The 25,486-nt window shown below is 61.3% G+C and carries 24 protein-coding genes; 10 read left to right on the top strand and 14 right to left on the bottom strand.

Annotation, left to right across the window (positions count from 1 at the left end; genetic code table 11):
- Positions 1–40: 40 nt before the first annotated feature.
- Together JN524_RS05420 and JN524_RS05425 are read right to left on the bottom strand one after the other, a co-directional pair.
- Positions 41–1,387, bottom strand: a complete 1,347-nt coding sequence (locus JN524_RS05420) for an aminotransferase-like domain-containing protein (protein WP_202368747.1) — start codon at positions 1,385–1,387, stop codon at positions 41–43.
- 193 nt (positions 1,388–1,580) lie between these two features.
- The gene (locus JN524_RS05425; RefSeq protein ID WP_003227117.1) at positions 1,581–2,342 is read right to left on the bottom strand and encodes an SDR family oxidoreductase; all 762 of its coding nucleotides are present in this window, start codon (positions 2,340–2,342) and stop codon (positions 1,581–1,583) included.
- Positions 2,343–2,581: 239 nt separating this feature from the next.
- Between JN524_RS05425 and JN524_RS05430 the strand changes: the two genes are divergently transcribed.
- Entirely contained in the window at positions 2,582–3,586 is a 1,005-nt protein-coding gene (locus JN524_RS05430) for an NADP-dependent oxidoreductase (RefSeq protein WP_202368748.1), read from the top strand.
- An 85-nt stretch (positions 3,587–3,671) separates the two neighbouring features.
- On the opposite strand, the gene pyrF is transcribed toward JN524_RS05430, so the two are convergent.
- Positions 3,672–4,370, bottom strand: a complete 699-nt coding sequence (gene pyrF / locus JN524_RS05435; protein ID WP_047295723.1) for an orotidine-5'-phosphate decarboxylase — start codon at positions 4,368–4,370, stop codon at positions 3,672–3,674.
- A 295-nt stretch (positions 4,371–4,665) separates the two neighbouring features.
- Here pyrF and JN524_RS05440 point away from each other — a divergent pair, with 295 nt between their 5' ends.
- From JN524_RS05440 to xopAW, 3 genes are all read left to right on the top strand, one after another.
- A complete protein-coding gene (locus JN524_RS05440) occupies positions 4,666–5,415 on the top strand; it encodes a response regulator (protein WP_047600365.1) in 750 nt (249 codons plus the stop codon).
- Entirely contained in the window at positions 5,415–6,464 is a 1,050-nt protein-coding gene (locus tag JN524_RS05445; RefSeq protein ID WP_202368749.1) for a sensor histidine kinase, read from the top strand. Before JN524_RS05440 ends, JN524_RS05445 begins: the two co-directional genes overlap by 1 nt.
- Before the next feature lie 234 nt (positions 6,465–6,698).
- Positions 6,699–7,550 carry a XopAW family type III secretion system calcium-binding effector gene (xopAW, locus tag JN524_RS05450; RefSeq protein WP_202368750.1) on the top strand — a complete coding sequence of 284 codons (852 nt, stop codon included), beginning with the start codon at positions 6,699–6,701 and terminating at the stop codon, positions 7,548–7,550.
- A gap of 592 nt (positions 7,551–8,142) precedes the next feature.
- On the opposite strand, the gene JN524_RS05455 is transcribed toward xopAW, so the two are convergent.
- The 9 genes from JN524_RS05455 to JN524_RS05495 all read right to left on the bottom strand — a co-directional run bounded on the left by JN524_RS05455 (position 8,143) and on the right by JN524_RS05495 (position 16,175).
- Entirely contained in the window at positions 8,143–9,183 is a 1,041-nt protein-coding gene (locus JN524_RS05455; RefSeq protein WP_097088491.1) for an AI-2E family transporter, read from the bottom strand.
- A 69-nt stretch (positions 9,184–9,252) separates the two neighbouring features.
- On the bottom strand, positions 9,253–10,059 hold the full coding sequence (locus tag JN524_RS05460; RefSeq protein ID WP_202368751.1) for a DUF4892 domain-containing protein: 807 nt from the start codon (positions 10,057–10,059) through the stop codon (positions 9,253–9,255).
- Positions 10,060–10,174: 115 nt separating this feature from the next.
- Positions 10,175–11,029: an alpha/beta hydrolase gene (locus tag JN524_RS05465; RefSeq protein ID WP_202368752.1), complete on the bottom strand. Its 855-nt coding sequence runs from the start codon at positions 11,027–11,029 to the stop codon at positions 10,175–10,177.
- Entirely contained in the window at positions 11,026–11,832 is an 807-nt protein-coding gene (locus JN524_RS05470) for an alpha/beta fold hydrolase (RefSeq protein ID WP_202368753.1), read from the bottom strand. Before JN524_RS05470 ends, JN524_RS05465 begins: the two co-directional genes overlap by 4 nt.
- Before the next feature lie 211 nt (positions 11,833–12,043).
- Positions 12,044–12,487, bottom strand: a complete 444-nt coding sequence (locus JN524_RS05475; protein ID WP_202368754.1) for a hotdog fold thioesterase — start codon at positions 12,485–12,487, stop codon at positions 12,044–12,046.
- A gap of 31 nt (positions 12,488–12,518) precedes the next feature.
- The gene (locus tag JN524_RS05480) at positions 12,519–14,174 is read right to left on the bottom strand and encodes an AMP-binding protein (RefSeq protein WP_202368755.1); all 1,656 of its coding nucleotides are present in this window, start codon (positions 14,172–14,174) and stop codon (positions 12,519–12,521) included.
- A 160-nt stretch (positions 14,175–14,334) separates the two neighbouring features.
- Positions 14,335–14,787, bottom strand: coding sequence for a phosphohistidine phosphatase SixA (sixA, locus tag JN524_RS05485; protein WP_135296348.1), 453 nt, complete (start codon positions 14,785–14,787; stop codon positions 14,335–14,337).
- Positions 14,784–15,131, bottom strand: coding sequence for a DUF4389 domain-containing protein (locus JN524_RS05490; protein WP_007968953.1), 348 nt, complete (start codon positions 15,129–15,131; stop codon positions 14,784–14,786). Before JN524_RS05490 ends, sixA begins: the two co-directional genes overlap by 4 nt.
- 18 nt (positions 15,132–15,149) lie before the next feature.
- Entirely contained in the window at positions 15,150–16,175 is a 1,026-nt protein-coding gene (locus JN524_RS05495) for an NAD(P)H-dependent glycerol-3-phosphate dehydrogenase (protein ID WP_007968955.1), read from the bottom strand.
- Between the two features lie 196 nt (positions 16,176–16,371).
- Here JN524_RS05495 and JN524_RS05500 point away from each other — a divergent pair, with 196 nt between their 5' ends.
- The 6 genes from JN524_RS05500 to JN524_RS05525 all read left to right on the top strand — a co-directional run bounded on the left by JN524_RS05500 (position 16,372) and on the right by JN524_RS05525 (position 23,902).
- Complete coding sequence (locus tag JN524_RS05500; RefSeq protein ID WP_202368756.1) at positions 16,372–18,495, top strand: TonB-dependent receptor domain-containing protein; 2,124 nt, start codon at positions 16,372–16,374, stop codon at positions 18,493–18,495.
- Position 18,496: 1 nt separating this feature from the next.
- Positions 18,497–19,429, top strand: coding sequence for an ABC transporter substrate-binding protein (locus JN524_RS05505; RefSeq protein WP_202368757.1), 933 nt, complete (start codon positions 18,497–18,499; stop codon positions 19,427–19,429).
- The gene (locus JN524_RS05510) at positions 19,426–21,330 is read left to right on the top strand and encodes an ATP-binding protein (RefSeq protein ID WP_202368758.1); all 1,905 of its coding nucleotides are present in this window, start codon (positions 19,426–19,428) and stop codon (positions 21,328–21,330) included. The genes JN524_RS05505 and JN524_RS05510 overlap by 4 nt, the downstream gene beginning before the upstream one ends.
- 247 nt (positions 21,331–21,577) lie before the next feature.
- Positions 21,578–22,093: a 3-hydroxyacyl-[acyl-carrier-protein] dehydratase FabA gene (gene fabA, locus JN524_RS05515; protein WP_003227150.1), complete on the top strand. Its 516-nt coding sequence runs from the start codon at positions 21,578–21,580 to the stop codon at positions 22,091–22,093.
- An 11-nt stretch (positions 22,094–22,104) separates the two neighbouring features.
- Entirely contained in the window at positions 22,105–23,325 is a 1,221-nt protein-coding gene (fabB, locus tag JN524_RS05520; protein ID WP_003227152.1) for a beta-ketoacyl-ACP synthase I, read from the top strand.
- Positions 23,326–23,713: 388 nt separating this feature from the next.
- Positions 23,714–23,902, top strand: coding sequence for a hypothetical protein (locus JN524_RS05525; RefSeq protein WP_003227153.1), 189 nt, complete (start codon positions 23,714–23,716; stop codon positions 23,900–23,902).
- A gap of 146 nt (positions 23,903–24,048) precedes the next feature.
- Here JN524_RS05525 and JN524_RS05530 read toward each other — a convergent pair whose 3' ends face one another.
- Both JN524_RS05530 and mazG read right to left on the bottom strand, forming a co-directional pair.
- Complete coding sequence (locus JN524_RS05530) at positions 24,049–24,591, bottom strand: DUF2058 domain-containing protein (protein ID WP_007968960.1); 543 nt, start codon at positions 24,589–24,591, stop codon at positions 24,049–24,051.
- A 26-nt stretch (positions 24,592–24,617) separates the two neighbouring features.
- Entirely contained in the window at positions 24,618–25,451 is an 834-nt protein-coding gene (mazG, locus tag JN524_RS05535; RefSeq protein ID WP_202368759.1) for a nucleoside triphosphate pyrophosphohydrolase, read from the bottom strand.
- Positions 25,452–25,486: the final 35 nt, after the last annotated feature.

The raw sequence follows: 25,486 nt of genomic DNA on the forward strand, positions 1-25,486 counted from the left end.
GGCGTCGGAATAATGGCAAAAAGCTACGCACGCGTCGTTTTCAGAACGCTCGAGGTCGATTCACGCAGGTGCTGCGAAAAAACTGCCGGGCCCGTGGATCACAGGCATAGGCGACATTGATTCGCTGCCACTCACCGACTTCCCCACTCGGACTGAAAGCCCCCGGAGCACACAGGCGCACGCCACTGCACTGTGCCTGCCCGTGCAAGCGGGCAGGATCACTCAGCGGTGCACGGGCCCAGATGAACAGCCCGCCGCACGGCTTGCCGAAAACCTCCCAGTCGGCATCTTCCAACGCCTGTAATGCGGCAATCCGATCAGTATTCAGGCGCTGACGCTGACGCTGGACCATTTTGCGATACGCACCATTGGCCAGAAGACTGGCCAGCACTGCCTCATTGAAACTCGAAGTGCCCATGCTGCTGATCATCTTGACCCGCGCCAGACGCGCAATCAGCGGCGGCTCGGCATACACGAACCCGACACGCAGCGAGCTGCTCAGGGTCTTGGAGAAACTGCCGACATAGATCACTCGCTCATCGAGAGCCGCCAGGCGTGTGCCGTTACCATTGTGCAGGTCAGCGTAGACATCGTCTTCGATCACGCGCACATCGTGGGCATTGCATAACTGCAGGATCTGTTGGGCTACGCCCAGGGTCAGACAGGAGCCGGTGGGGTTGTGGTGGTGGCTGTTGATGAACATCGCCACCGGCCTGAACTGCCGCAACAACGCCTCGAGTGCCTGGGGATCCGGCCCGCTCGGTGTGCGACGCACTTCCAGCATCTGCACGCCGTGCAGGCGCAACAACTCAAAAAGTGGCGTGTACCCGGGGGTTTCGACCACCACGCAATCCCCGGTCTTGAACAGCGTGCGCACAAGCAGATCAAGTGCATGGCTGGCACCGGAGGTCGTCAGCACCTGTTCATCCCGGGCCTGGAGACTGATCAGCCTGAGACGCTTGATGATCTGTTCGCGCAGGGCCGGCAAACCCAGCGGGCTGCTGTAATTGAACAGACTTGCCATGTCGGTACGGGCTACCTGACGGATCGCATAACTCAAGTCATCGGACTCCCGCCAGCTTTGCGGCAAGCCACCTTCTCCGAGTTTCAAGGCGCTATCGGTCTGCTTGCATTCAGTTCCAGGCAACCCGCCGCCGGCCACCATGAATCCGGCGCCCTGACGCGGAGCCAGAAGACCTTGCGCGACCAACCGCTCGCAGGCCTCAGCGACGCATGACTGGCTGAGCAGATTGGCCCGCGCAATCTGCCTGACAGAGGGCAGCCGCGTGCTCGGCGCCACACCACTTCGCGAGATCCACTCGGTCATGCCATCAACAATCTGCTGTACGACCGGCACCATTGCCTGTCGGTCAATTCTCAATTCCATGAGCACGCAAACTCCTGTCCGTTTTGCTGGCGGCAGTAAATCACAGCCACGGCCTACAGGCTGTGCGACAACGCCGTCAAAAGCGACAGTTCTAACTATTTGATACACATTGTTTAACGAATTCCGGGAACTGACGGACAACAACAAGAAAACCCGCAGCAAGGCGGGTTTTCTCAAGTCTTGCGGCAACCCATCAGAAGGCGGTGACGCCACCGTCCACAGCCAGGGAATGGCCGGTGGTGAATGCCGCGCCATCACTGCACAGATACAGCACGGCGCTGGCAATTTCCTCGACTTTGCCGATGCGGCCCACCGGGTGCATCGCGTTGGCGAATTCGCCTTTCTTCGGGTCGGCCTCGTAGGCGCGGCGGAACATGTCGGTGTCGATCACCGCCGGGCACACGGCGTTGACGCGGATTTTCTTCTTCGCATATTCGATCGCCGCCGATTTGGTCAGGCCGATCACCGCGTGCTTCGACGCTGCATAAATGCTCATCTTCGGCGCCGCGCCAAGGCCCGCCACCGACGCGGTGTTGACGATCGCCCCGCCGCCCTGAGCGAGCAACAGCGGCAACTGATATTTCATGCACAACCACACGCCTTTGACATTGACGCCCATGATCGCGTCGAACTCGTCCATCGAGCCGTCAGCCAGCTTGCCTTGCTCGATTTCGATCCCGGCATTGTTGAAGGCGTAGTCCAGGCGACCGTAAGTATTGATCACCTCGTCCATCAGATTCTTCACTTCGCTTTCGACGGTAACGTTGCAGCGTACGAAGGTCGCTTCGCCACCGGCTGTACGAATCAGCGCCACGGTTCCTTCGCCCCCTGCCGCATCCAGATCGGCCACCACCACTTTCAGACCTTCGGCGGCGAATGCCTGAGCGGTCGCCCGGCCAATACCGTTGGCCGCTCCAGTGACTACGACCACCTGGCCGGAAAACGTCATGCTCATTGTTATGTCCTCGAAGGGAGAGATGCAGGAGGGATTTGCAGAATCGCAGCATAGCCACCGTGGCGCGCCTCACGTCAGCACTATCAGAAGGCTGTTTATGCCTTCATCCGTCGCAGTGATAAAAGCTGCCGTGGGACTATCACTGCACTGGATCATTGCGCATTCGCCGCATCAGCCAACCTTGCGGCATTGGCCTCGAGGGTCTATCAACTAGGCTTCATTCAGTTCGAGTGCCTGCCATGACCAGCCAGACCAATCGCCAGTTCCTCCTCGCCAAACGCCCGGTGGGGGCTGCGACCCGTGAAACCTTCACTTATCAGGAAGTCCCGGTCGGCGAACCGGGCACAGGCCAGATCCTGGTGAAAAACCAATACCTGTCCCTCGACCCGGCCATGCGCGGCTGGATGAACGAGGGCAAGTCCTACATTCCGCCGGTGGCGATTGGTGAAGTCATGCGCGCCTTGGGCGTAGGTCAGGTCATTGCCTCGAACAACCCGGGCTTTGCCGTCGGCGACTACGTCAACGGTGCCCTCGGCGTGCAGGATTATTTCCTTGGCGAGCCCAGAGGTTTCTACAAGGTCGATCCGAAACTGGCGCCGCTGCCAGTGTATCTGTCCGCGCTGGGCATGACCGGCATGACCGCCTATTTCGCGCTGCTCGACGTCGGCGCCCCGAAGGCTGGCGACACGGTGGTGTTGTCCGGAGCTGCCGGGGCGGTGGGCAGCATTGCCGGGCAGATCGCCAAAATCAAAGGCTGCCGGGTGGTGGGCATCGCCGGTGGTGCCGACAAGTGCAAATACCTGATCGATGAACTGGGCTTCGACGGTGCCATCGATTACAAGCACGAAGACGTGCTGGCCGGGCTCAAGCGTGAGTGCCCGAAAGGCGTTGATGTGTATTTCGATAACGTCGGCGGCGAGATCCTCGACGCCGTGCTCAGCCGTCTGGCACCGAAAGCCCGGGTGGTGATCTGCGGCGCCATCAGCCAGTACAACAACAAGGACGCGGTCAAAGGCCCGGCCAACTACCTGTCACTGTTGGTCAATCGTGCGCGCATGGAAGGTTTTGTGGTGATGGACTACGCCGAGCAGTACGCCAGTGCAGCGCAGGAAATGGCCGGCTGGATGGCCAAGGGGCAGCTCAAGAGCAAGGAAGACATCGTCGAAGGTCTGCAGACCTTTCCGGAGACGCTGATGAAATTGTTCAGCGGGGAGAATTTCGGCAAGTTGGTGCTGAAGGTCTGAAGCAAGATCAAAAGATCGCAGGCTGCGCCAACTCCTACAGGTGTTCACATAACCCCTGTAGGAGCTGCCGAAGGCTGCGATCTTTTTAGGCCAGTTCGGCCACGACCGACGCCAGTGCCTTGGCAGGATCTGCCGCCTGGCTGATTGGACGACCAATCACCAGGTAATCGGAACCGGCATCCAGTGCCTGACGCGGGGTCAGGATACGGCGCTGGTCATCTTGCGCACTGCCTGCCGGACGAATCCCCGGGGTCACCAGTTGCAGCGACGGGTGCGCCGACTTCAGTGCGGTGGCTTCCAGCGCCGAGCACACCAGACCGTCCATCCCGGCCTTCTCAGCCAGCGCAGCCAGACGCAGCACCTGCTCCTGCGGCTCGATATCCAGACCGATACCGGCCAGATCCTCGCGCTCCATGCTGGTCAGCACGGTCACGCCAATCAGCAACGGTTGCGGGCCGCTGCGCTTGGAAAGCTCTTCACGGCAGGCCGCCATCATGCGCAGACCACCGGAGCAATGCACGTTGACCATCCACACGCCCATCTCGGCAGCGGCTTTCACCGCCATCGCGGTGGTGTTGGGAATGTCGTGGAATTTCAGGTCGAGGAACACCTCGAAGCCTTTGTCACGCAAGGTGCCGACGATTTCCGCGGCGCAACTGGTGAACAGTTCCTTGCCCACTTTGACCCGGCACAGTTTCGGGTCCAACTGGTCGGCCAGCTTCAGTGCGGCGTCACGGGTGGGGAAATCCAGGGCGACGATGATAGGAGTCTGGCAGGCGGACATGGATGGGCTCTCAGGCAAGTCGAAATCGGCGCGCATTGTAGCGGAAGCGGCGCCAGCGCGGCACCCGATGATCGGTAAATCGTCGCCGCAAACGTGATCAGCATAGCGCTCGCGGCTATTGTGTCGAACCCGATACACAACCGACACGCCGCCAACAAGCGCCCGCGCTAGCCTCGCCAGCCGCAACACGTCCTTACATCAGCACTTCCCGCCTCACGGCAGGACGCCTATGCTGAAACCACCACCTCGCAGCCCATCTTTGTGGTTGGCGGCCTACTGGCAGATGAACAGCCCCATGCACAACACCCAGACCACCGTGACTGATGAGCATAAAGACGACAAGCGCTGGAGCATCCGCGCGCTGATCGTCGATGACGATGTGCCGATCCGCGAGCTGATGATCGACTACCTCGCGCGCTTCAACATCCACGCCAGCGGCGTCACCGACGGCGCAGCCATGCGTCAGGCGATGCAGGCCGAGCATTTCGACGTGGTGGTGCTCGACTTGATGCTGCCCGGCGAAGACGGCCTGTCGCTGTGCCGCTGGCTGCGCGCCGAATCGGACATCCCGATCCTGATGCTCACCGCCCGCTGCGAACCCACCGACCGCATCATCGGCCTGGAACTGGGCGCCGACGACTACATGGCCAAACCGTTCGAACCCCGGGAACTGGTGGCGCGGATCCAGACCATCCTGCGCCGTGTGCGCGATGACCGCACGGAACAGCGCGCCAACATCCGCTTCGACAACTGGCGCCTGAACAGTGTGCTGCGCCAGCTGATCGCCGACGATGGCCTGGTAGTGCCGCTGTCCAACGCCGAATTCCGCTTGCTCTGGGTCTTTATCGAACGTCCGCGCCGGGTACTCAGCCGCGAACAACTGCTGGATGCCGCCCGTGGCCGGTCGATCGAAGCTTTCGACCGCAGCATCGATTTGCTGGTGTCGCGCCTGCGGCAAAAACTCGGCGACGACCCGAAAGCCCCACAGTTGATCAAAACCGTGCGCGGTGAAGGTTACCTGTTCGACGCGCGAGACATCGGCTGATGCGAGCGCGCTTCGACACGCTGTTCGGCCGCCTGTTTGGCATGCTGTTCGTGGCGATCGTCCTGGCGCACTTGCTGGCCTTTGCCTGGTTTCACCACTACGGCCCGCCCCCACCGCCGCCTCCCCCGGAGTTTAGCGAGGGCGGCGACGGCCAGCGGCCACCGCCGGATCCGCGTTTCGCCCATCGCCCGCCGCGCCCCTGGTTCGGCGGGCCGTTGGTGCCGCTGACCTTCCAGTTCATCTCGCTGATGATTGCTGCGTGGTACGGCGCCAAACTGCTCAGCCGGCCGATCCAGCGCCTGAGCGACGCCGCCGAACGCCTCAGTGAAAACCTCGAAAGCCCGCCGCTGGACGAATCCGGCCCGCGTGAGGCCCGACAAGCGGCGCACACCTTCAACCTGATGCAACAACGCATCCGCGAACAGGTGCAGCAACGGGCACGCATGCTCGGCGCCGTCTCCCACGACCTGCGCACGCCGCTGTCGCGGTTGAAGCTGCGCCTGGAACAGATCGACGACGAAAAACTGCAAGGTCAGATGCGCCAGGACCTTAACGACATGATCGGCATGCTCGACGCCACCCTCACCTACCTGCACGAACAGCGCACCAGCGAAGCCCTGCAGTTGATGGACGTGCAGGCGCTGGTCGAATCGCTGTGCGAAAACGCTCAGGATCAGGGCGCCGACGTTGACGTCAGCGGCCATTGCGCACCGCTGCAAGTGCAGCCGATGGCGCTGCGCTCGTGCATCAACAACCTGATGGACAACGCCCTGCGCTACGCCGGACAGGCGCGCATCGAACTGCAGGATCAACGCGAGCAACTGTTGATCCGCGTGATCGACCACGGCCCGGGCATTGCCGAAGACAAACGCGAGGCGGTGTTCGAACCGTTCTATCGCCTGGAAGGCTCACGCAACCGCAATTCCGGCGGCGTCGGCCTGGGCATGACCATCGCTCGCGAAGCCGCGCAGCGGCTGGGTGGGCAATTGAACCTGGAAGAAACTCCCGGCGGCGGCCTGACCGCGATCATCCGCCTGCCGCGCACCTGAGACACATCAAAGCCATTTGCAGGAGCTGTCGAGTGCAACGAGGCTGCGATCATTTGATTCTGCTGGGTGCTGGATAGGGCAACGGCAAAAGATCGCAGCCTTCGGCAGCTGCTACAGGGGGATCGGGGCATCTGTGTACCACCCGGTACAAAACCCAAATACCCAGGACAACTTGCCCCTTGAGTCTGCACAAGCCGGTACACCCACCGGTTTTACAGTCCAAGGAGTGAGCCCATGATCAGTAGCGTCAGCAACTACACGAGCTATACCAGCACCAGCAGCACCACCCAGAACGCCCGCAGCCAGCAACTGCAAAAGCAACTGTTCGCCAAACTCGACAGCAACGGCGACGGCGCGGTGGATCAGGACGAACTGAAAAGTGCGCTGTCGCAGAAGTCCGACGATGGCCTGCTGGTCAACCTGAGCAAACAATTCGGTGATCTGGACAGCGACGCCAGCGGCAGCCTCAGCATCGAAGAAATGACCGCCATGGCGCCCCCACCGCCACCGCAGGATCAAGCCCCCAACACCGATCTGGCCGACGCCCTGATCAGCGCCCTCGACGCCGATGGTGATGGCGCCATCAGCAGCGACGAACTGAGCAACGGCCTGACCAGCGCCGGCAGCAGCGCCGACAGCAACCAAATCTTCTCGGCCCTGGACAAGAACAAGGACGGCACCGTCAGTCAGGACGAACTCACCGCCAGCCTCACCCCGCCACCGCCTCCCCCGCCGCAACAGGCCTCCAGCGACGAACTGTTCAGCCAACTGGATGCCGATGGCGACGGCAGCATCAGCGAGACCGAACTGAGCAGCGCGTTGCAAAGCAGCGACAGCACCTCGACGAGTAGCACTGATACCAGCGCTGCATTGCTCAAGGTTCTCGACAGCGACAGTAACGGTGGCGTGAGCAGCGACGAACTGAAAGCGGCGCTACAGGCAGGTCGGGAACGCCCGCCCGAAGATCAGACCACCGGTACCCAGACCACCCGCGAAGCGCTGAACCGGATGATTGCCAACTTGAGCAAGCAGTATTCGCTGGACAATGCTGCGCCGGTGGGCAAATACCTGAATGTGGCGACTTGAGGTGATGGGGTAATCGTTTCCATGGATTGGTGTGGGAACGGTCATATGAATGCAGGCAGTTAGAGAATGGTTGGCTCGCAGGCCGCCATCGCTGGCAAGCCAGCTCCCACAGTGGGGTTGGTCTGTTGGAGATTGGTCGGCTCGCAGGTCGTCTTCGCTGGCAGGCCAGCTCCCACAAGATCAGGATCAAGATCAAGATCAAGATCAAGATCAAGATCAAGATCAAAAGATCGCAGCCTTCGGCAGCTCCTACACGGGATGAGCGTTAGCTCGGCTGCTGCTCTTGATCTTGCCGTGCCGGCCCCTTCGGCAGGCTGAGTGGAGGGATTGATCCGGGGGTGGGAGCGCAGCGACCGTTTGGCGAAGCCAAACAAGCGAGAGGAGGTGCAGCGAAGCAAACCGTAGGCGCTGCGCCCGGATCAATCCCGGAGCGAAGGGACCCCGAGCCCCAGCGAGCGGACCGAACGTAGGAGCAAGCGTTTTGGGTTACTTTTTAGGCGTTTGTAAAAAGTGACTCGCCGTAAGGGCGAAACCGCCAGCCGCAACCCCCAAAAAAACGGATATGCCCACAACCCCAAAAAAGCCAGGGCGCCTAAACCCGAGCCTGACTCTTGCTCCAATCCGTCAACAAACTATAAGCCACCGCCAACAACGTAGGCCCGATAAACAACCCGATAAACCCAAAAGCGATCAACCCGCCAAACACCCCAAGCAATACAATCACCAACGGCAGATTCCCGCCGCGGCTGATCAGATAGGGCTTCAACACGTTATCCACGCCGCTGATGATGAACGTCCCCCAGATCCCGAGAAACACCGCCATCCCGTACTCACCCTTCCAGGCCAGCCAAGCCGTGGCCGGAATCCATACCAACGGTGGCCCCATCGGAATCAGGCTCAACAGAAAGGTCACGATCCCCAGCACCAACGCCCCCGGGACCCCGGCAATCAGAAAGCCGATCAACGCCAGAACCGCCTGCGCCGCCGCCGTACCGATCACCCCGTTGACCACTCGCTGCACGGTGCCGGCCACCAGCTCGATGTAATACCCGGCACGCTCGCCGATCAGGCGCTGCAGCAGACCGTGCACAAACGCCGCCAAGCGCGGCCCGTCGCGATAGAAAAAGAACACGAAGACAATGCTCAGGGTCAGCTCGAGAATCCCGCCGCCGATCTGCGCACTGCGTGCCAACAGCCAGTTACCCACCTGCCCCAGATACGGCTTGATCGACACCATCAGCGCTGCGCCCTGCTGATCAATGCTGTTCCAGATACCCACCAGCCGCTCGCCCACCAACGGCACGCTGCCGAGCCAGACCGGCGCCTCCGGCAGACCATCGACCTGCACATCCTTGATGAACGCCGTGGCATCGCGCACGTGATCGGCCAGGTTGAACCCCAACCACACCAGCGGCGCCGCCACCAGCAACATCCAGCCCAGGGTCAGAATAGCTGCGGCGAGTGATTCGCGGCCATTGAGCCAGCGGGTCAGCAGCCGCATCAGCGGCCAACTGGCGAACGCCAGCACCGCGCCCCAGAACAGCGCCGACCAGAACGGCGCCATTACCCACAGGCTGGCACCGAACAGCACCAGCAGGAGGATTTGCACCAACAGCCGATCGTTATTGAGCATGTAAAGTCTCGAAGAAGTCAGTCGGTCAAAGAGTAGGCGAACACGCCACGCGTGCACGCCCGGTGCAGCTTATCGCAACAGATCGATGCGCAGGCCAGAGCCGTCGGCGCTCCCCGCCTCCATCCGAGCCGCCCGCACCCCCTGACCGATCAGCGCCTGACGCCAGGCCTCGGCCTTGGGTCCGGCAATCGTCACGCGCTGGGTGGTGTCGAGGTTCAAGCCACGGGAAATCAGTCGTAGCCAGGTGTCATCCGGATCCCCGGTCAGCTTGGGAAAGTCCAGTTCACCGGTGTTTTTGAGCTGTCGCAACAGCGTGGCCGAGGTCGGCAACAACTCGCCCAGCGGCGCGCCCGCTTCGAACTGTTCGACATGCAGGTAGGCTTTGCGATTGCCGCGGGTGATGCTGTAGAGCGCCACCAGGGTGTTGTCCTTTGGTGCGGCCAGACGCAACAGCAGATAGGCCTGTTGCTCGTCGGCACCGTACAGTTTGGAGTTGCCGAACACTTCATTGGCCCACAGGCTGCTTTCGCCACAATCGCGGGCCTGGCACCAGAACAGCAACTCGGCGCCCTGCTTTTGCAGGGCTTCACGGGCGGCGGTGAAGGCTTCAGTGGCGGAATGTTCCGGGGGCAACTCGTAGGTGACCGAAGTGGTCTGGCCGCGCGCCGTGACCTGGCCGTCAAAGCGCAACTGGCCGCTGATCTTGCGGATGGAGCCCAGCGGATAGATCCGCTCAAGCTCCACGGGAGGGCGATAGTCGACGATCTGTGCATCGGCCAGACGCGGCACGATCTGCAGATCCTGGCTGCCGGGCACGTCGGCGGCGAACGAAACGGAACTGAAACAGCACAGCGCCAACAGACTGAGTGACCGCATAGTCAGGCTCATCGGATCGGCATGGCTTGGCGGGTCGGGGGCGCAGCGGTATAGAAATCCATCGTGTTTGTCTCCCATTTCAACCCGCCCAGCCTCGACAGTTGCCCGGTGCAAGTCAAGGAATGGCGAAGAAGCGATTGAAACAGTCTGCGACAAGGTCGGCACCGGACTCCTCGTTCAGGTGCAGATGATGCCCGCCCGCCAGCTGTTCCTGGCTAAAGGGTAGACGCTCCAGCAACTCCGGATGTTTGGCCAGCATGCCGTCGGCGGCCACCACCAGTCGCGCCGGACAGGTAATGCGCTGGACGAAGGCCATCGCCTGCTCCTGGGTCAGGCGCAGCGGTGATGGCAGGGTCAGGCGATTGTCGGTGCGCCAGGTATAACCGCCGGGCACCGGCATCAAACCACGTTGCGCCAGCAGTTCCGCGGCTTCGCGACTGACCGCCACTAGCCCCTTCATCCGCGCTTCGATGGCACGATCGAGGGTGTTGTAGACCGGCTTGCGCTTCTCGCGCAGATCCAGCTGCGCTTGCAGGGCCATGCCCATGCGCTCGGCGGCATTTTCGCCTTTGTCCGTAGGAGGAATTACCCCGTCGATCAACGCCAGGTGGCTGATGCGCTCCGGCAACGAACCGGCCAGCACCAGCGAAACGATCGCGCCCATCGAATGCCCGAGCAGACCGAAGCGTTTCCAGCCCAGTTGCTCGGCGACCTGCAACACATCGTGCGCGTAGTCCCACAGCGCATAACCGGCGCCGTTGGGTCGATGCCCGGAATGCCCGTGCCCGGCCATGTCCAGGGCGATGATGCGCAGGCCTTTGAGCTTGGGCGCCAACCGCGCAAAGCTGTTAGCGTTGTCGAGCCAGCCATGCAGGGCAATCACCGGCAGACCGTCCTCCGGGCCGAACAAGTGCGCGGCCAGTTCGATATGCGGCAGGCTCAGGCGCACTTCTTCGAAGGTCGGGCTCATGCGCAATCCTTCTGTTGGCGGCGCTCCCAGCGCGTAAACAGCTCTTTGAGCAGGCGCGCCGTGTCCTGCGGACGTTCGAGCGGAAACATGTGCCCGCCGGGCATGCTCAATGCTTCACCCTGCGGCAGGCGCCCGACGAATCGGCTGTGATGACGCATGACCACGCGGCTCTTGTGACCACGCACCACCGCCAGCGGCACCTGCAATTGGCGCGTGCGACCGGGACTGGTGTGCGGCACGCCGCGATAGATGCTGATTTCAGTGGCCGGGTCGAAGCGCAGACGCAGCTTGCCGCCGACCGTATGCAATCCGTGTTGCAGATAGGCATCGAAGCATTCCGGATCGAAACCGCGAAACAGGCTCTTGCCGGCAAAGTAGCTGCGCGCCGTGTCGAGATCGGCGAACTCTTCGCGCCGCCCCAAAGTACGCCCGGCCGGGGTAAGTTTGTCGATGAAGCCGAAGCGTTTGGCCGCGCGGATCACCCACTGGTCTGTACGCGTCAGCACCGGCGAGTCGAGCATCACCACGCCGCGATACAGCTCAGGGCAGCGCAACGCCGCATGCAGGTGCAACACGCCGCCAAACGAATGGCCGACGCCCCACACCGGTTGATCCTGCTGCTGCAGATGGTGGATCAGTTCGTCGACCAGGTTGTACCAGTTGTCGTCCGCCGGGAAACGCGGGTCATGGGCATGCTGCTCCAGATGCGCAACCCGGTACTCGGGCGCCAGCGCCGCGAACAACTTGCCATAGGTGCCCGAGGGAAACCCGTTGGCGTGGGCGAAAAAGATCGGTTGCGACATGCGGGCTTATCCATGAACGGGAAACGTGATGTTGATTGTCCGTAAGACCAGGATCGGCAGCAATGACCATAACTGCCAGAAAGGGTGGTGGAGATGTCGTGAAAAGCAAAAGATCGTCCGATCGCGGCCCGAACCTGCGCCAGCTCCTGCATTGAAATACGATCCCATGTAGGAGCTGGCGCAGCCTGCGATCTTTTGATCTTATATATCATCACCGCAGCGGTGGCTGCTCGCCCAATGGCACCACCGCCATGGTCAAACGCGACACACAACTGGCCTTGCCCTCGTCACTGGTCAGGCGGATATCCCAGACATGCGTGGTGCGGCCGATGTGAATCGGTTTGGCCACCGCGGTCACCCGCCCGCTGCGCAAACCGCGCAAATGGTTGGCATTGATCTCCAGCCCCACGCAGTAGAACTTGCTGACATCGATGCACAGATAACTGGCCATCGAACCGACGGTTTCCGCCAGCACCACCGAGGCGCCGCCGTGCAGCAGACCGTAAGGCTGGTGGGTGCGGTGGTCGATGACCATGCTCGCCGTCAGCGATTCCTCGTCGAAGGACTCGAAACGGATATCCAGTACTTCGCCGATGGTGTTTTTCTGGATTGCGTTCAACTGCTCGATGTTCGGAGTGGTGCGCCACAAGCTCATCGCAGGCTTCCTTTGTTGTTTTGGTGGTCACTCAATCCTGCCACAGCACCGCCTCGCTGCGCGCGCTCCATTCTTCAAACCGCGCGCCGTAGGTGTCTTCAATGACATTGCGCTTGATCTTCAAGGTCGGCGTGAGAAAACCGTTTTCCACCGCCCAGCTGTCCTTGACCACCACCAGCCGCCGCAGGCGCTCGTGTTTATCGAGCACGGCGTTGACCTCTTCCAGCAGTTTTTCCAGGCTCGAATGCAGGCTGGCCCGCCCTTCTTCCTGATTGACCGTCGACAGTACGCACAAGCCCAGCGGCGCACTCAGGCCATCGCCGACAACACAGACCTGTTCGATCCGCGAGTGCACCGCCAGCCGGTTTTCAATCGGCGCCGGGGCGACGTATTTGCCTTTACTGGTCTTGAAGATTTCCTTGAGCCGGCCGGTCAGGCGCAAGCGCCCCTCGGCATCCTGCTCGCCCTTGTCGCCGGTACGCAGAAAACCGTCCTCGGTGAGGGTCTCGGCGGTTTTCTGCGGCTCCTTGAAATAGCCGAGCATGTTCGCCTGACTGCGCACCTGCACCTCGCCGGACTCGTCGATCCGCACCTCGACCTCCGGGCACGGTTTGCCGATCCAGCCCTGTTTGTACTGACCCGGCAGACAGATGTGCGAGTAGCCGCAACTCTCGGTCATGCCATAGACCTCCAGCACATCGAGGCCGAGCTTCTGATACCAACTGAGCAAGGTCTGCGGCACCGGTGCCGCACCGGACAGCGCCACGCGCAAGGCATCAAGGCCCAGGCCGGCCAGCACCTTGTGCCCGACCCGCTTGCCAAGGAACGGCAGGCCAAGGAGGAAATCCAGGCGCTTGGCCGGGATCTTGCCGTACACGCCCATCTGGAATTTGGTCCAGATCCGCGGCACGCCGAACATCGCGGTCGGCCGCGCCCGCTGCAGATCGGTGATGAAGGTGTCGAGGCTTTCGGCAAAGAACACCGTTTGCCCGGTGTAGATCGACGCAAGCTCGACGAACATCCGTTCGGCGACATGACACAGCGGCAGGTACGACAGCAGCCGGTCTTGCTCGTTAAGCCCGAACAGTTGCGTGCCGCGAGTCGTGGCGAACCCCAGATTGGCAAAACTGTGCATCACGCCTTTGGGCAACCCGGTGGTGCCGGAGGTGTAGATGATGGTTGCCAGTTGCTCCGCCGCAGGACGCGGATCGTCCTGGATCGGCGAGCTTTTTTGCAGGTCATCCCAACTGAAATCGAACTCACCGGGCGGGTGCAGCGGCAGGCTGATGGTCGGCAAATCCGCCGGCACACCGACGGACATGCCCGGCCAATCATCGAGCTTGCCGATGAACGCCAGCACACTTTCCGAATGCGTGAGCACCTGATTCACTGAGTCGGCGGTGAGGTTGGGATACAGCGGCACCGAGACGTGCCCGGCCATCCAGATCGCCAGATCGGCGATGATCCAGTGCGCGCAGTTTTTCGAGATCAGCGCGATATGGCTGCCTTGCGGTAATTCCCGGGCGCGCAGCCAGTGCGCGGCGCAACGCGCTTGATGACCGACATCGGCCCAGGTCAGGGTCTCGACCTGCCCGCCACCGATGGGCTGCACCAGAAAACGCTGGCGCGGGTGCCGGGCCTCGCGCTCGTAGAACACGTCCAGCGGCAAACGGAAGGCGGCAGACATGCGACTCGCTCCTGTTTTTTGGGTCTGGAGCAAGCGTAGTCAACCAAGCAAGTGCTTGGTTGGATTTTTTACCAAAAGAAACAAGATCAAAAGATCGCAGCCTGCGGCATCTTCTACACGGATCAATGTAGGAGCTGCCGCAGGCTGCGATCTTTTGCTTTTAAGGATGCTTCAGGCTGTTAAGGGTCATCGAGCCAATCAGCAATTCAGGGCTTTCCAGCTCGGCAAGGCCAGCGGTGCCGACCTTCTCCGGCGGATATCCGGCGCCGTGCTGCAGATAGCTCAGCAGGTTGCCCACCAGCGGATTGTGACTGACCAGCAGCACATTGCTCACCGACACCAGTTGATCGGTGACCTTGTCCGGATCGGTCTCCGGGGTCAGCCATTCGACGGTACGAATCTCCGGCTCGAACCCCAGCGCCTCGCGGACAATCTGCGCGGTCTGTTGCGCACGCAGATAAGGGCTGGCGTAGATCGCCGTCAGTGGCTGACCGATCAATCGGGCTGCACTGTTCAAGGCCTCTTTGCGACCCTGCTCGGTCAACGCCCGCTCGGAATCGGGGCACGAGCCATAAGGCACCGCCTCACCGTGACGCAACACCCAGAGTTTCATAGCTTGGGTTCCTCATCGCGGGCCGGATGCGGCGCTGGCGGCACGGCGTGCGGTGCTTCGCCTTCCGGGGCACGCGGGGTTGGCCAGTCGGCAAACGGCCAGGGTTTCTGATCGCTGTGAAAGCTGCCGAAACGGCCGATCTGCGCGAGGAACTGGCTCAGGCTGTCGCCGAAATTCATCAGGCTGGCGCTCGGCGCGCCGTAAATCAAACGATAGATCAGTTGCACCAGCACCACCGCGCCGAGGATGAACTGCGCCACTTGCCAGACCAGCACGTAGACGATCATCCACAGCACCCGCAGGAGGATGGATTCGTACTTGGCTTCGGTTTTCGGATCGTTCATGGCTCGCTTCCTGTTGAATCAGTTGAAACCGCTGGTGGAAATAAAGTCGACGTCGGTTTTCGGCTCGGCACGCATCAGTAGACCGATCACCTGCTCCAGCGTGCGTCCTTCAAACAGAATCGCATGCAGCCCGGCGACCAGCGGCATGTACACGCCAACCTCCTGGGACTTGGCCTTGAGCACCTTCAGGGTGTTCACACCTTCGGCGACTTCGCCCAGGCGCGACACTGCTTCATCGAGGCTCAAGCCCTGACCGAGGGCAAACCCGACCTGATAGTTGCGGCTCTTCGGCGACGAGCAGGTGACGATCAAATCACCGACCCCGGCCAGACCGAGGAAGGTCATCGGGTTGGCACCCTGGTTCACCGCGAACCGGGTCATCTCGGCCAGGGCGCGAGTGATCAGCATGCTCTTGGTGTTCTCGCCCATCTCCAGCGCCACCGCCATGCCGGCGATGATCGCGTAAACGTTTTTCAACGCCCCGCCCAGCTCGACGCCAAAACGGTCAGCACTGGCATATACGCGGAAGGTGCGACCATGCAGTGCAGCCTGCACCTGTTTGCACAATTCCTCGTCTTCGCTGGCGACCACGGTGGCGGTCAGCGCGTGCTCGGCGATCTCCCGCGCCAGGTTCGGCCCGGACAGCACGCCAATACGCGCCTGCGGGGCGATTTCTTCGAGGATCTGGCTCATCAGTTTGAAGGTGTGAGCTTCGATGCCCTTGGTCAGGCTGACCAGCATCTTGCCGCTCAGTCGCTCGGCGTGGGCGGCCAGCACCGTGCGCAGCGCGCTCGACGGCAGCGCGACGAAGCACAGCTCGCAAGCGTCGAGGGTGGCCTGCAGATCAGTGACCGCAGTCACTCCCGGCAGAATCTTGATGCCTTTGAGGTAACGCGGGTTCTCGCGGTTGACCCGGATGGCCTCGGCCTGCTCGGGGTCACGCATCCACTGCCGGACTTGATGGCCGTTCTCGGCCAAAAGATTGGCCACGGCGGTACCAAAACTTCCGCCTCCCAGGACCGCAATCGGGCGCTGTTCAGTCATATGCAATCCGTTAATCCATACCAGTGGCGATGGCGGCATTATACGGGGCGACCGGAGCGCGGCCAGCCCCTGCATCAATTACCGACACTTGTAAGAAGAAGACCAATAAAACCGAGGAAAATGCCAGCATCGTGACTGGAAAAGTCACTGTCCTCGGTTAACATGCGCGCCAATTCTCTGCGATCAAGGCTGTGTCGTGTCTTTTGGCTCTCCCCCCTCGCGTTCGTCGCTGCTGCTGGCGCTGCTGTTCAGCCCGGTGTTGCAGGCGGATGACCTGTTTGTCGACAGTGAAATGCTGCCGCAGGTGCTGACGGCCACGCGCCTGAAACAGACACCGGCGGAAGTGCCGGGGAGCATGACCGTGCTCGACAGTGAGCTGATTAACGCCAGCGGCGCGCGGGACATCAGCGAGCTGCTGCGGCTGGTGCCGGGGATGATGGTCGGCAACATCAGCGGCAATCAGGCGGCGGTCAACTATCACGGGACCAACGCCAGCGAAGCGCGGCGCATGCAGGTGCTGATCGATGGCCGTTCGGTGTACCGCGCAGGCCTGGCCACGGTGGACTGGAGTGATATTCCAGTGGCCATGGAAGACATCGAGCGGATCGAGGTTTTCCGTGGGCCGAACACCGTCAGCTACGGCGCCAACGCGCTGATGGCGGTGGTCAACATCATCACCCGCAACCCGGCAGACAGCCACGGCACGCGCCTGAAGTACACCCGTGGCCAGCGCGGCATCAACGATTTCTACGCAAGCCAGGGCACCGGCTGGAACGGCGGCGACCTGCGTCTGTCGCTGTCCGGCCAGGAAGACGATGGCTTCGACAGCGACCGCACCGGCGCTGATTATCGCGACAGCCGCCGCTTGAACCGCTTCAGCCTCGCGGTCAGCCAGACCTTGAGCGACAACCAGAGCCTCGACTGGCAGATCAACGCGAAGGACGGCAGCAACCAGCGGCCTTACACCTACCGCCCGGTGTTCTCGGGGATTACCGCTGCCGGGAACAATTCCGACGTGATCGCCAAGGATTACGCCGGCTCGGTGCGCTGGAATCTCGACATCAATCCCGAACACAGCCTTTATATACAGGGTTCGGCCCAGCACTGGGATCGCCAGCAAGTGTGGCGCGCCTGCGATGCCGAAGTGTCGTTCAGCCCGCAACTGACCCAGCTGTGGCAGCTCAACCCGAACTACACCGAACGCCTGGCACGCAATATCACCCGCTTCACCGGCCCTGGCGCCGCGCCGGGTACCCCGCAGGAAATGGCCCTGGCCAATCAGGTGCTGGATCAGTGGCGCAACGGTGCCAGCCAGACCCTGTGTGGCGACATCGATCAAAGCGCCCGCGAATCACGCTACGATCTCGAATTGCAGGACACCCTCAGTCTGTCCGACAGCCTGCGACTGGTCAGCGGCATGAACTATCGTTACGACCGGGCCGATTCCGAGACCTACTTCAACGGCACGCTGGATGACACCACCTGGCGCGCGTTCGGCCAACTGGAATGGCGCGCCAGTGAACACTGGCTGTTGCAGGGTGGCGCCATGTTCGAAAACACCCAATTGATCGGCAGCTCGCTGACGCCCCGCTTCGCCGTCAACTATCTGATCAATCCGCGCCATGGCCTGCGCGCGGTGTACTCGGAAGCGATCCGCTCGCCGGACATGTTCGAGAACAACGTCAACTGGAGCTATCAGGTAAGTAACCTGCGGCCGTCCGCCTATGGCCAATCTTCGGCGCGTTACTTCGTCAAGACCCGCGGGCCCGGCGATCTCGATCAGGAGCACATGCGCTCGCGCGAACTGGGCTACAACGGCTATTTCGCCGAGCTGGGGCTGGCCGTGGACGTGAAGCTGTTCTACGACGAAATCACCGGGATGATCAGCGAGCCGCTGCGCAACAATCAGTACATCGCCAGCAACGCCAACAGCTCACGCTTTCGCGGCACCGAAACCCAGCTCGACTGGCGCCTGAGCATGATCGATCGCCTGCGCCTCACTTACGCTTTCGTCGACGCCGAAGCGAGCAATCCGCTGGATCAGCAATTCACCTCGCGTAACAGCGGTTCTGCCGGCTGGCTGCGTGATTGGGGCCACGGCTGGAACAGCGCCCTGTTCTATTACGGCGACAACGCGCTCAACGGCTACCGCTTCGAGCGCGTCGACACGCGCATCGCCAAACGCATCCCGCTGTGCAAGGCGCAACTGCAACTGGCCGGCGTGCTGCAGCAGCGGCTCGACAACCAGCCGACCACTTTCGTCGACAACAATTACGACGAACGCCGGGTGCTGTACTTCAGCGCCGAGCTGGAGTTCTAGGGTGCGCTACGCCACGGCAAACAAGACGCCAACCCTTGGCCACTGGCTGGCGGGTGTCTGTCTGTTTTTGACCGCGTGGCTGCACGGCGTGGCGGTGCAAGCTGCCGATATTCTGTTGACCGGTGCCGAAGAAAGCCCCGGGGTGCAAGCCTTCGTCCAGGCCCTGAGCGAGCTGCGTCCCACTGACAACGTGCGGTTCCAGCCACTGACCAGCCTGCCGGCGCCGGGCAAGTTGCCGGCCAATCTGCGGATGATTCTGCTCGACCTGCCCAGCCTCGACTGGCGTCTGCAGGAGCCCCAGGGCCCGGCGACGCTGGTGTTGCGCATCAGCCGACTGCAAGCGCGGCAACGCCTGGGTGGCGCACAACCGCCGCACTTGAGTCTGCTGTGGAGCGACCCGCCGCTGGGGCGGCAATTGCAACTGATTCGGCGGATTCTGCCGCAGGTGCGGCGGGTCGGCGTGCTGTTCGACCAACACAGCGAATTCCTGCTCAAGGAGCTGCATCAGGCCGCAGCGCCGCTGAATCTGCAAATCGTCAGCCAGCGTTGGGACAACACCCAGGACAGTCGCCCGTTGCAAAGCGTGCTGAGAAACAGTGACGTATTGCTGGGCCTCGACGATCCCGATCTGTACAACCCGAAAACCGCGAAAAACCTGTTGCTCAGCAGTTACTCCCGGCAAGTGGCGCTGGTCGGGCCGAACGCGGCGTTCGTGCGTGCCGGCAGCCTCGCCAGCACTTACAGCGATCAGCCCGACTGGCTGGCGATCCTTGACCAGTTGCTCGATCGCCCGCCGGCGACGTGGCCGCGAACGCTCTACCCCGATCGCTTCAAGGTCTCAAGTAATGTGCAGGTCGCTCGTTCCCTGGGTATCGAGCCAATCGATGAAGCGTCTGTTGCCCGCCAGTTGGCTGAAGGAGAAAGCCACCCATGAATCTGCGTCGCCGCTGGGACATCAACACCCGCACGCAATTGATCAGCCTCGGCCCGGCCCTGCTGCTCACGCTGCTGCTGATCAGTTTCTTTACCTTCGTGCGGATTCAGGATTTACGGCAGGAGCTCAATCACACCGGGCAACTGATCGCCAATCAACTGGCGCCCGCCACCGAGTACGGGGTGATTTCCGGCAACAACGAAGTGCTGGAAAGCCTGCTCAAAGCGACCCTGGCCACGCCGAACGTGCGTTTTCTGGAAGTGCAGGACAGCGCCAACCGGATTCTCGCCTACGTTGAACAAGCCGCCGACGCGCATAACCGACCGCATCAGGTCGAGGTGTTCCAGGCCCCGGTGCGCCTGCAACGAATCGCCCTCAACAGCGATTTTTTCCACGACGCCAAAGCCAGCAACAACGTGACCAGCGAGGACTATCTGGGCCGGGTGATCGTCGGTCTGTCCAACGATGCCTTCAGTCAGCGCCAACAGGAAATTCTGCTCAAGGCCGGGATTCTGGCGTTGTTCGCCCTGCTCTTCACCTTTGTTCTGGCGCGGCGTCTGGCCGGCAGTCTGTCGGCGCCGATCCGCGATATCGGCAACGCGGTCAAGGCGATTCAGCAAGGCGATTACAAGACCCCACTGCCGATCGTCGATGACACCGAGTTGGGCGCGCTGTCGCAGCACATCAACAACCTCGCCCAGGCCCTGGAACAGGCCAGCCGCGAACAGCATCAGGCGATGGCGCAACTGATCCAGACCCGCGAGGAAGCGGAAAAAGCCAACAATGCCAAATCCGATTTCCTCGCGATGATGAGCCACGAACTGCGCACCCCCATGAACGGCGTGCTGGGCATGTTGCAGTTGCTGGAAACCACGGACATGACCGAGGAGCAGATCGAGTACGCGGCGCTGGCTTCCGAGTCCACCGAACACCTGCTGAAAGTCATCAATGACATCCTCGACTTCTCGCGGATCGAACGCTCGGAGCTGGAGCTTGAGCACATTCCGTTCAATCTGGCCGACCTGATCGGCGCGTGTGCCCAGTCGTTCCAGCACAGCGCGGTGCAGCGTGGCCTGGACCTGAACCTGCGGATCCCCGAGGACATGCGCGCCTTGCAGGTGCAGGGCGACCCGACGCGGATCCGGCAGATTCTGGTCAATCTGGTGGGCAATGCCTTGAAGTTCACCGAGCGTGGCCGGGTCAGCATCGAGGCGCAGTGGCAGTCGCTGGATCACGAACTGCTGTGGTTCACCTGTTCGGTGCGCGACAGCGGCATCGGCATCTCCCCGGAGAGTCTGGAGTTGATGTTCAACGCCTTCCAGCAGGCCGACAGTTCGATTTCCCGGCGCTATGGCGGCACCGGCCTCGGCTTGCCGATCGCCCGCACCCTGGCCGAACGCATGGGCGGAACGTTGCGGGCGCAAAGCGAAGAAGGCCTGGGTTCGGTGTTCACTCTTGAAATCCCGCTGGCCTTATATAAGCAGACGCTGCCGCAGCTGACGCCAACGCGCGCAGCCAGCGGCAATGGGCATGGCGAAGGACGCAATGTGTTGCTGGTGGAGGACAATCCGGTCAACCAGACGGTCATCGAAGCCATGCTGCGCAGCCTCGGCTTTACTGTCAGCGTTGCCACGGACGGGGCGCAAGCGGTACGCAGCGCCGAAGGCAATGATTACGAAGTGATTCTGATGGACTGCCGGTTGCCGATCATCGACGGCTACGAGGCGACCCGGCAGATCCGCCTGCTGCCCGGACGCGGCGAGGTACCCATCATCGCGCTGACCGCCAACGCGCTACAGGGCGACCGCGAAACCTGCCTTTCGGCGGGCATGAACGATTACCTGGCCAAGCCGTTCAAACGCAATGACCTACAACAGATTCTGCAGCGCTGGGTGCAGTAGTGACGGTTTTTCGACCATCTGCGACTGGCGTGAAAAGCGAAAGTGCGGCAGTCTTAGGCACCCGAACGAGCCTCAAAAGAGGCTTGAATAAAAATTTCAGTGCACAAGTGTACATTCATGTCCTTGGTGCTGTGACTTTCACCACAACGCAATAGTCTATGAGTAGGCTGCCGGTACGAGGCATGAACGCGTCGATCGGCCGGGAAGATTTGCCCCACCTGCCGCATGGGATTATTGAGGAGCTCGCATGACCAAACAAAACGCCTTTACTCGGGAAGACCTGCTGCGCTGCAGTCGCGGTGAGCTGTTCGGCCCAGGTAACGCGCAACTGCCCGCCCCGAACATGCTGATGGTGGATCGCATCACCCTGATCAGCGAAGAAGGCGGCAAGTACGGCAAAGGTGAATTGGTCGCCGAGCTGGATATCAACCCTGACCTGTGGTTCTTCGCGTGCCACTTCGAGGGCGATCCGGTGATGCCGGGCTGCCTGGGTCTGGACGCCATGTGGCAACTGGTCGGCTTCTTCCTGGGCTGGCAAGGCCTGCCGGGCCGTGGCCGTGCGCTGGGTTCGGGCGAAGTGAAATTCTTCGGCCAGGTCCTGCCGACCGCCAAGAAAGTCACCTACAACATTCATATCAAACGCGTCCTCAAGGGCAAGCTGAACCTGGCCATCGCCGACGGTTCGGTGACTGTCGACGGTCGCGAAATCTACACCGCCGAAGGCCTTCGCGTCGGCGTGTTCACCTCCACTGACAACTTCTAAGGGTTATTCGCATGCGCCGCGTCGTTATCACTGGTCTGGGCATTGTTTCGTGCCTGGGCAATGACAAAGAGACCGTCTCCGCTAACCTGCGTGCAAGCCGCCCTGGCATCCGGTTCAACCCGGAATATGCTGAAATGGGTCTGCGTAGCCAGGTTTCCGGCTCCATCGACCTCAACCTTGAAGAACTGATCGATCGCAAGATCTATCGTTTCGTCGGCCACGCAGCGGCTTACGCCTACCTGGCCATGAAAGACGCCATTGCTGACTCCGGCCTGACCGAAGAGCAAGTGTCCAACCCGCGTACCGGCCTGATCGCCGGCTCCGGCGGCGCGTCGACCCTGAACCAGATGGAAGCGCTGGACATCCTGCGCGAGAAAGGCGTGAAACGCGTTGGCCCATACCGTGTAACGCGGACCATGAGCAGCACCGTTTCCGCATGCCTGGCCACGCCGTTCAAGATCAAGGGCCTGAACTACTCCATCGCTTCTGCCTGCGCCACCAGTGCTCACTGCATCGGTACTGCCATGGAACAGATCCAGATGGGCAAGCAGGACATCGTCTTCGCCGGTGGCGGTGAAGAAGAGCACTGGAGCCAGTCGTTCCTGTTCGACGCGATGGGCGCCCTGTCCAGCAAGCGCAACGACACCCCGGAACAAGCCTCCCGCGCCTACGACGCCGACCGTGACGGTTTCGTCATCGCTGGCGGTGGCGGCATGGTCGTGGTTGAAGAGCTGGAACACGCTCTGGCCCGTGGCGCCAAGATCTACGCCGAAATCGTTGGCTACGGCGCAACGTCCGACGGCTACGACATGGTTGCCCCAAGTGGCGAAGGCGCGATCCGCTGCATGCAGATGGCAATGTCCACCGTCGACACCCCGATCGACTACCTGAACACCCACGGCACCTCGACGCCGGTCGGCGACGTCGCGGAAATGAAAGGTGTGCGTGAAGTGTTCGGCGACAAGGCTCCAGCAATCAGCTCGACCAAGAGCCTGTCCGGTCACTCCCTGGGCGCCGCCGGCGTTCACGAAGCGATCTACTGCATGCTGATGATGGAAGGCAACTTCATCGCCGGTTCCGCCAACATCGACGAACTGGACCCTGAAGTGGCCGATCTGCCGGTGCTGACCAAGACCCGCGAGAACGCCACCATCAACACCGTGATGAGCAACAGCTTCGGCTTCGGCGGCACCAACGCCACGCTGGTGCTGAAGCGCTGGGAAGGCAAGTAATTCCCCCCGCTTGAGCCACACACAAAAACGCCCCGACTGGTTCGGGGCGTTTTTTTGGTCCGCACAAAACTCATGGCCGCCACAAATCCCCCATGTAGGAGCTGCCGCAGGCTGCGATCTTTTGATCTTGTCTTTTAAAAATCAAAGTCAAAAGATCGCAGCCTGCGGCAGCTCCTACATGGGATTGCGTCAGGCTGAAAATGAAACTTCTGTCATGCAACTTCCCGCCCTGCGACCGAATGTCGCGGATTACGCGGGCTGCAGCACTGTTGCAAAAACCGCAACAACACCTTGCGCGAATCAAGCGTTTACTTAGCAAGCTAACAAATCATATAAAAGAGTCCTGCACACGCCTTGCTGCAGATAACTTGAGATTTGGAGCTAGCAGATGACTGTGAAAGTAACTGAACGCGACGATTCACACATGTCCCATGAAGGCGTAGCCGCCGGAGTACGGATCTGGGATGTGCATCAACAAGACTTGCTGGTCGGCATGTTCCACAACGAGATCGACGCCCACAACTACAAGGCCGAACTCGAACTGCAGGAACAGCAGCGGGATCTGAAATCCGCTTAGGCGAATATTGAACCTGTGGCGAGGGAGCTTGCTCCCGCTGGGGCGCGAAGCGGCCCTGTTCTTCAACTCAAGAGCAGGGGCCTGCTACACAGTCCAGCGGGAGCAAGCTCCCTCGCCACAGTTTGGGTTGTTACAGCTTTATCGGTTTACCACATCAGATCATCCGGGATCTGATAGGCCGCATACGGATCGTCCTCGGCATTGACCTCTTCGGTCTGCACGTTGAGCTGCACGATACGCTGCGGGTCGCGCTCCTGGATCTTCAGGGCCGCTTCACGCGGGATCACTTCATAACCGCCGGCATGGTGCACGATCGCCAGCGAGCCGCTGCTGAGCTTGTTGCGCATCAGCGTGTTGACCGAGATGCGCTTGACCTTCTTGTCGTCGACGAAGTTGTAGTAATCCTCGGTGGTCAGCTTCGGCAGACGCGAGACTTCGATCAACTGCTTGACCTGCGCGGCACGGGCCTTGGCCTCGGCTTTCTCCTGCTGCTGACGGTTCAACTCCTGATCGCGCTTGACCTTCTCGGCCATGGCTTCCTGGGCGGCGCGCTGCTGCGAATCATCCAGCTCGGCCTGCCCTTTGTGGGCCAGACGCTGTTGCTTCTGCTTGTCTTTGCTGACCTGCTTGGCCTGCTTTTGGTTGACCAGGCCTGCTTTGAGCAACTGGTCGCGAAGGGAAAGGCTCATTAATGCTTACTCACTTGGGCAACGGCTCAGCCGCAGCTGGGCAGATTCTTTTCCTGACGTTTGGCTTCGCCCCACAGGGCGTCCAACTCTTCGAGGGTGCAATCTTCCATGGGACGACGGGTGTCGCGCAATGCCTGTTCGATAAAACGGAAACGTCTTTCAAACTTGGCGTTGGCGCCACGCAGCGTGGCTTCCGGATCGACCTTCAGGTGCCGGGCCAGATTGACCACGGAAAACAGCAGATCGCCGATCTCGTCGGCCACCGCTTGCGGATCATTTTCGGACATGGCTTCGAGCACTTCATCGAGCTCTTCGCGCACCTTGTCCAGCACCGGCAAAGCATCCGGCCAGTCGAAGCCGACCTGCGCTGCACGCTTTTGCAACTTGGCCGAACGCGACAGTGCCGGCAACGCGGCGGGCACGTCGTCGAGCAGTGACAGCTGCTCGGGCGCGGCAGATTTCTCGGCGCGTTCTTCGGCCTTGATCTCCTCCCAGCGCTGCTTGACCTGCTCTTCGCTCAGGCGCGGCACATCCAACGGTGCGTACAGTTCGCCGGTGGGAAACACGTGCGGATGACGGCGGATCAGCTTGCGGGTGATGCTGTCGATCACTCCGGCGAATTCGAAGCGCCCTTCTTCCTTGGCCAACTGGCTGTAATAGACCACCTGAAACAGCAGATCACCCAGCTCGCCCTGCAAGTGATCGAAGTCACCGCGCTCGATGGCGTCAGCCACTTCGTAGGCTTCTTCGAGGGTGTGAGGGACGATGGTCGCGTAGGTTTGCCTGATGTCCCACGGGCAACCGTACTGCGGGTCGCGCAGACGGCTCATCAGGTGAAGCAGGTCTTCGAGGCTGTACATACAAAATCTCATTCAACCGTGTAGGAGCCGCCGCA

This window comes from Pseudomonas sp. MWU318, assembly GCF_016756945.1.
GTDB classification, from domain to species: Bacteria; Pseudomonadota; Gammaproteobacteria; order Pseudomonadales; family Pseudomonadaceae; genus Aquipseudomonas; species Aquipseudomonas putida_A.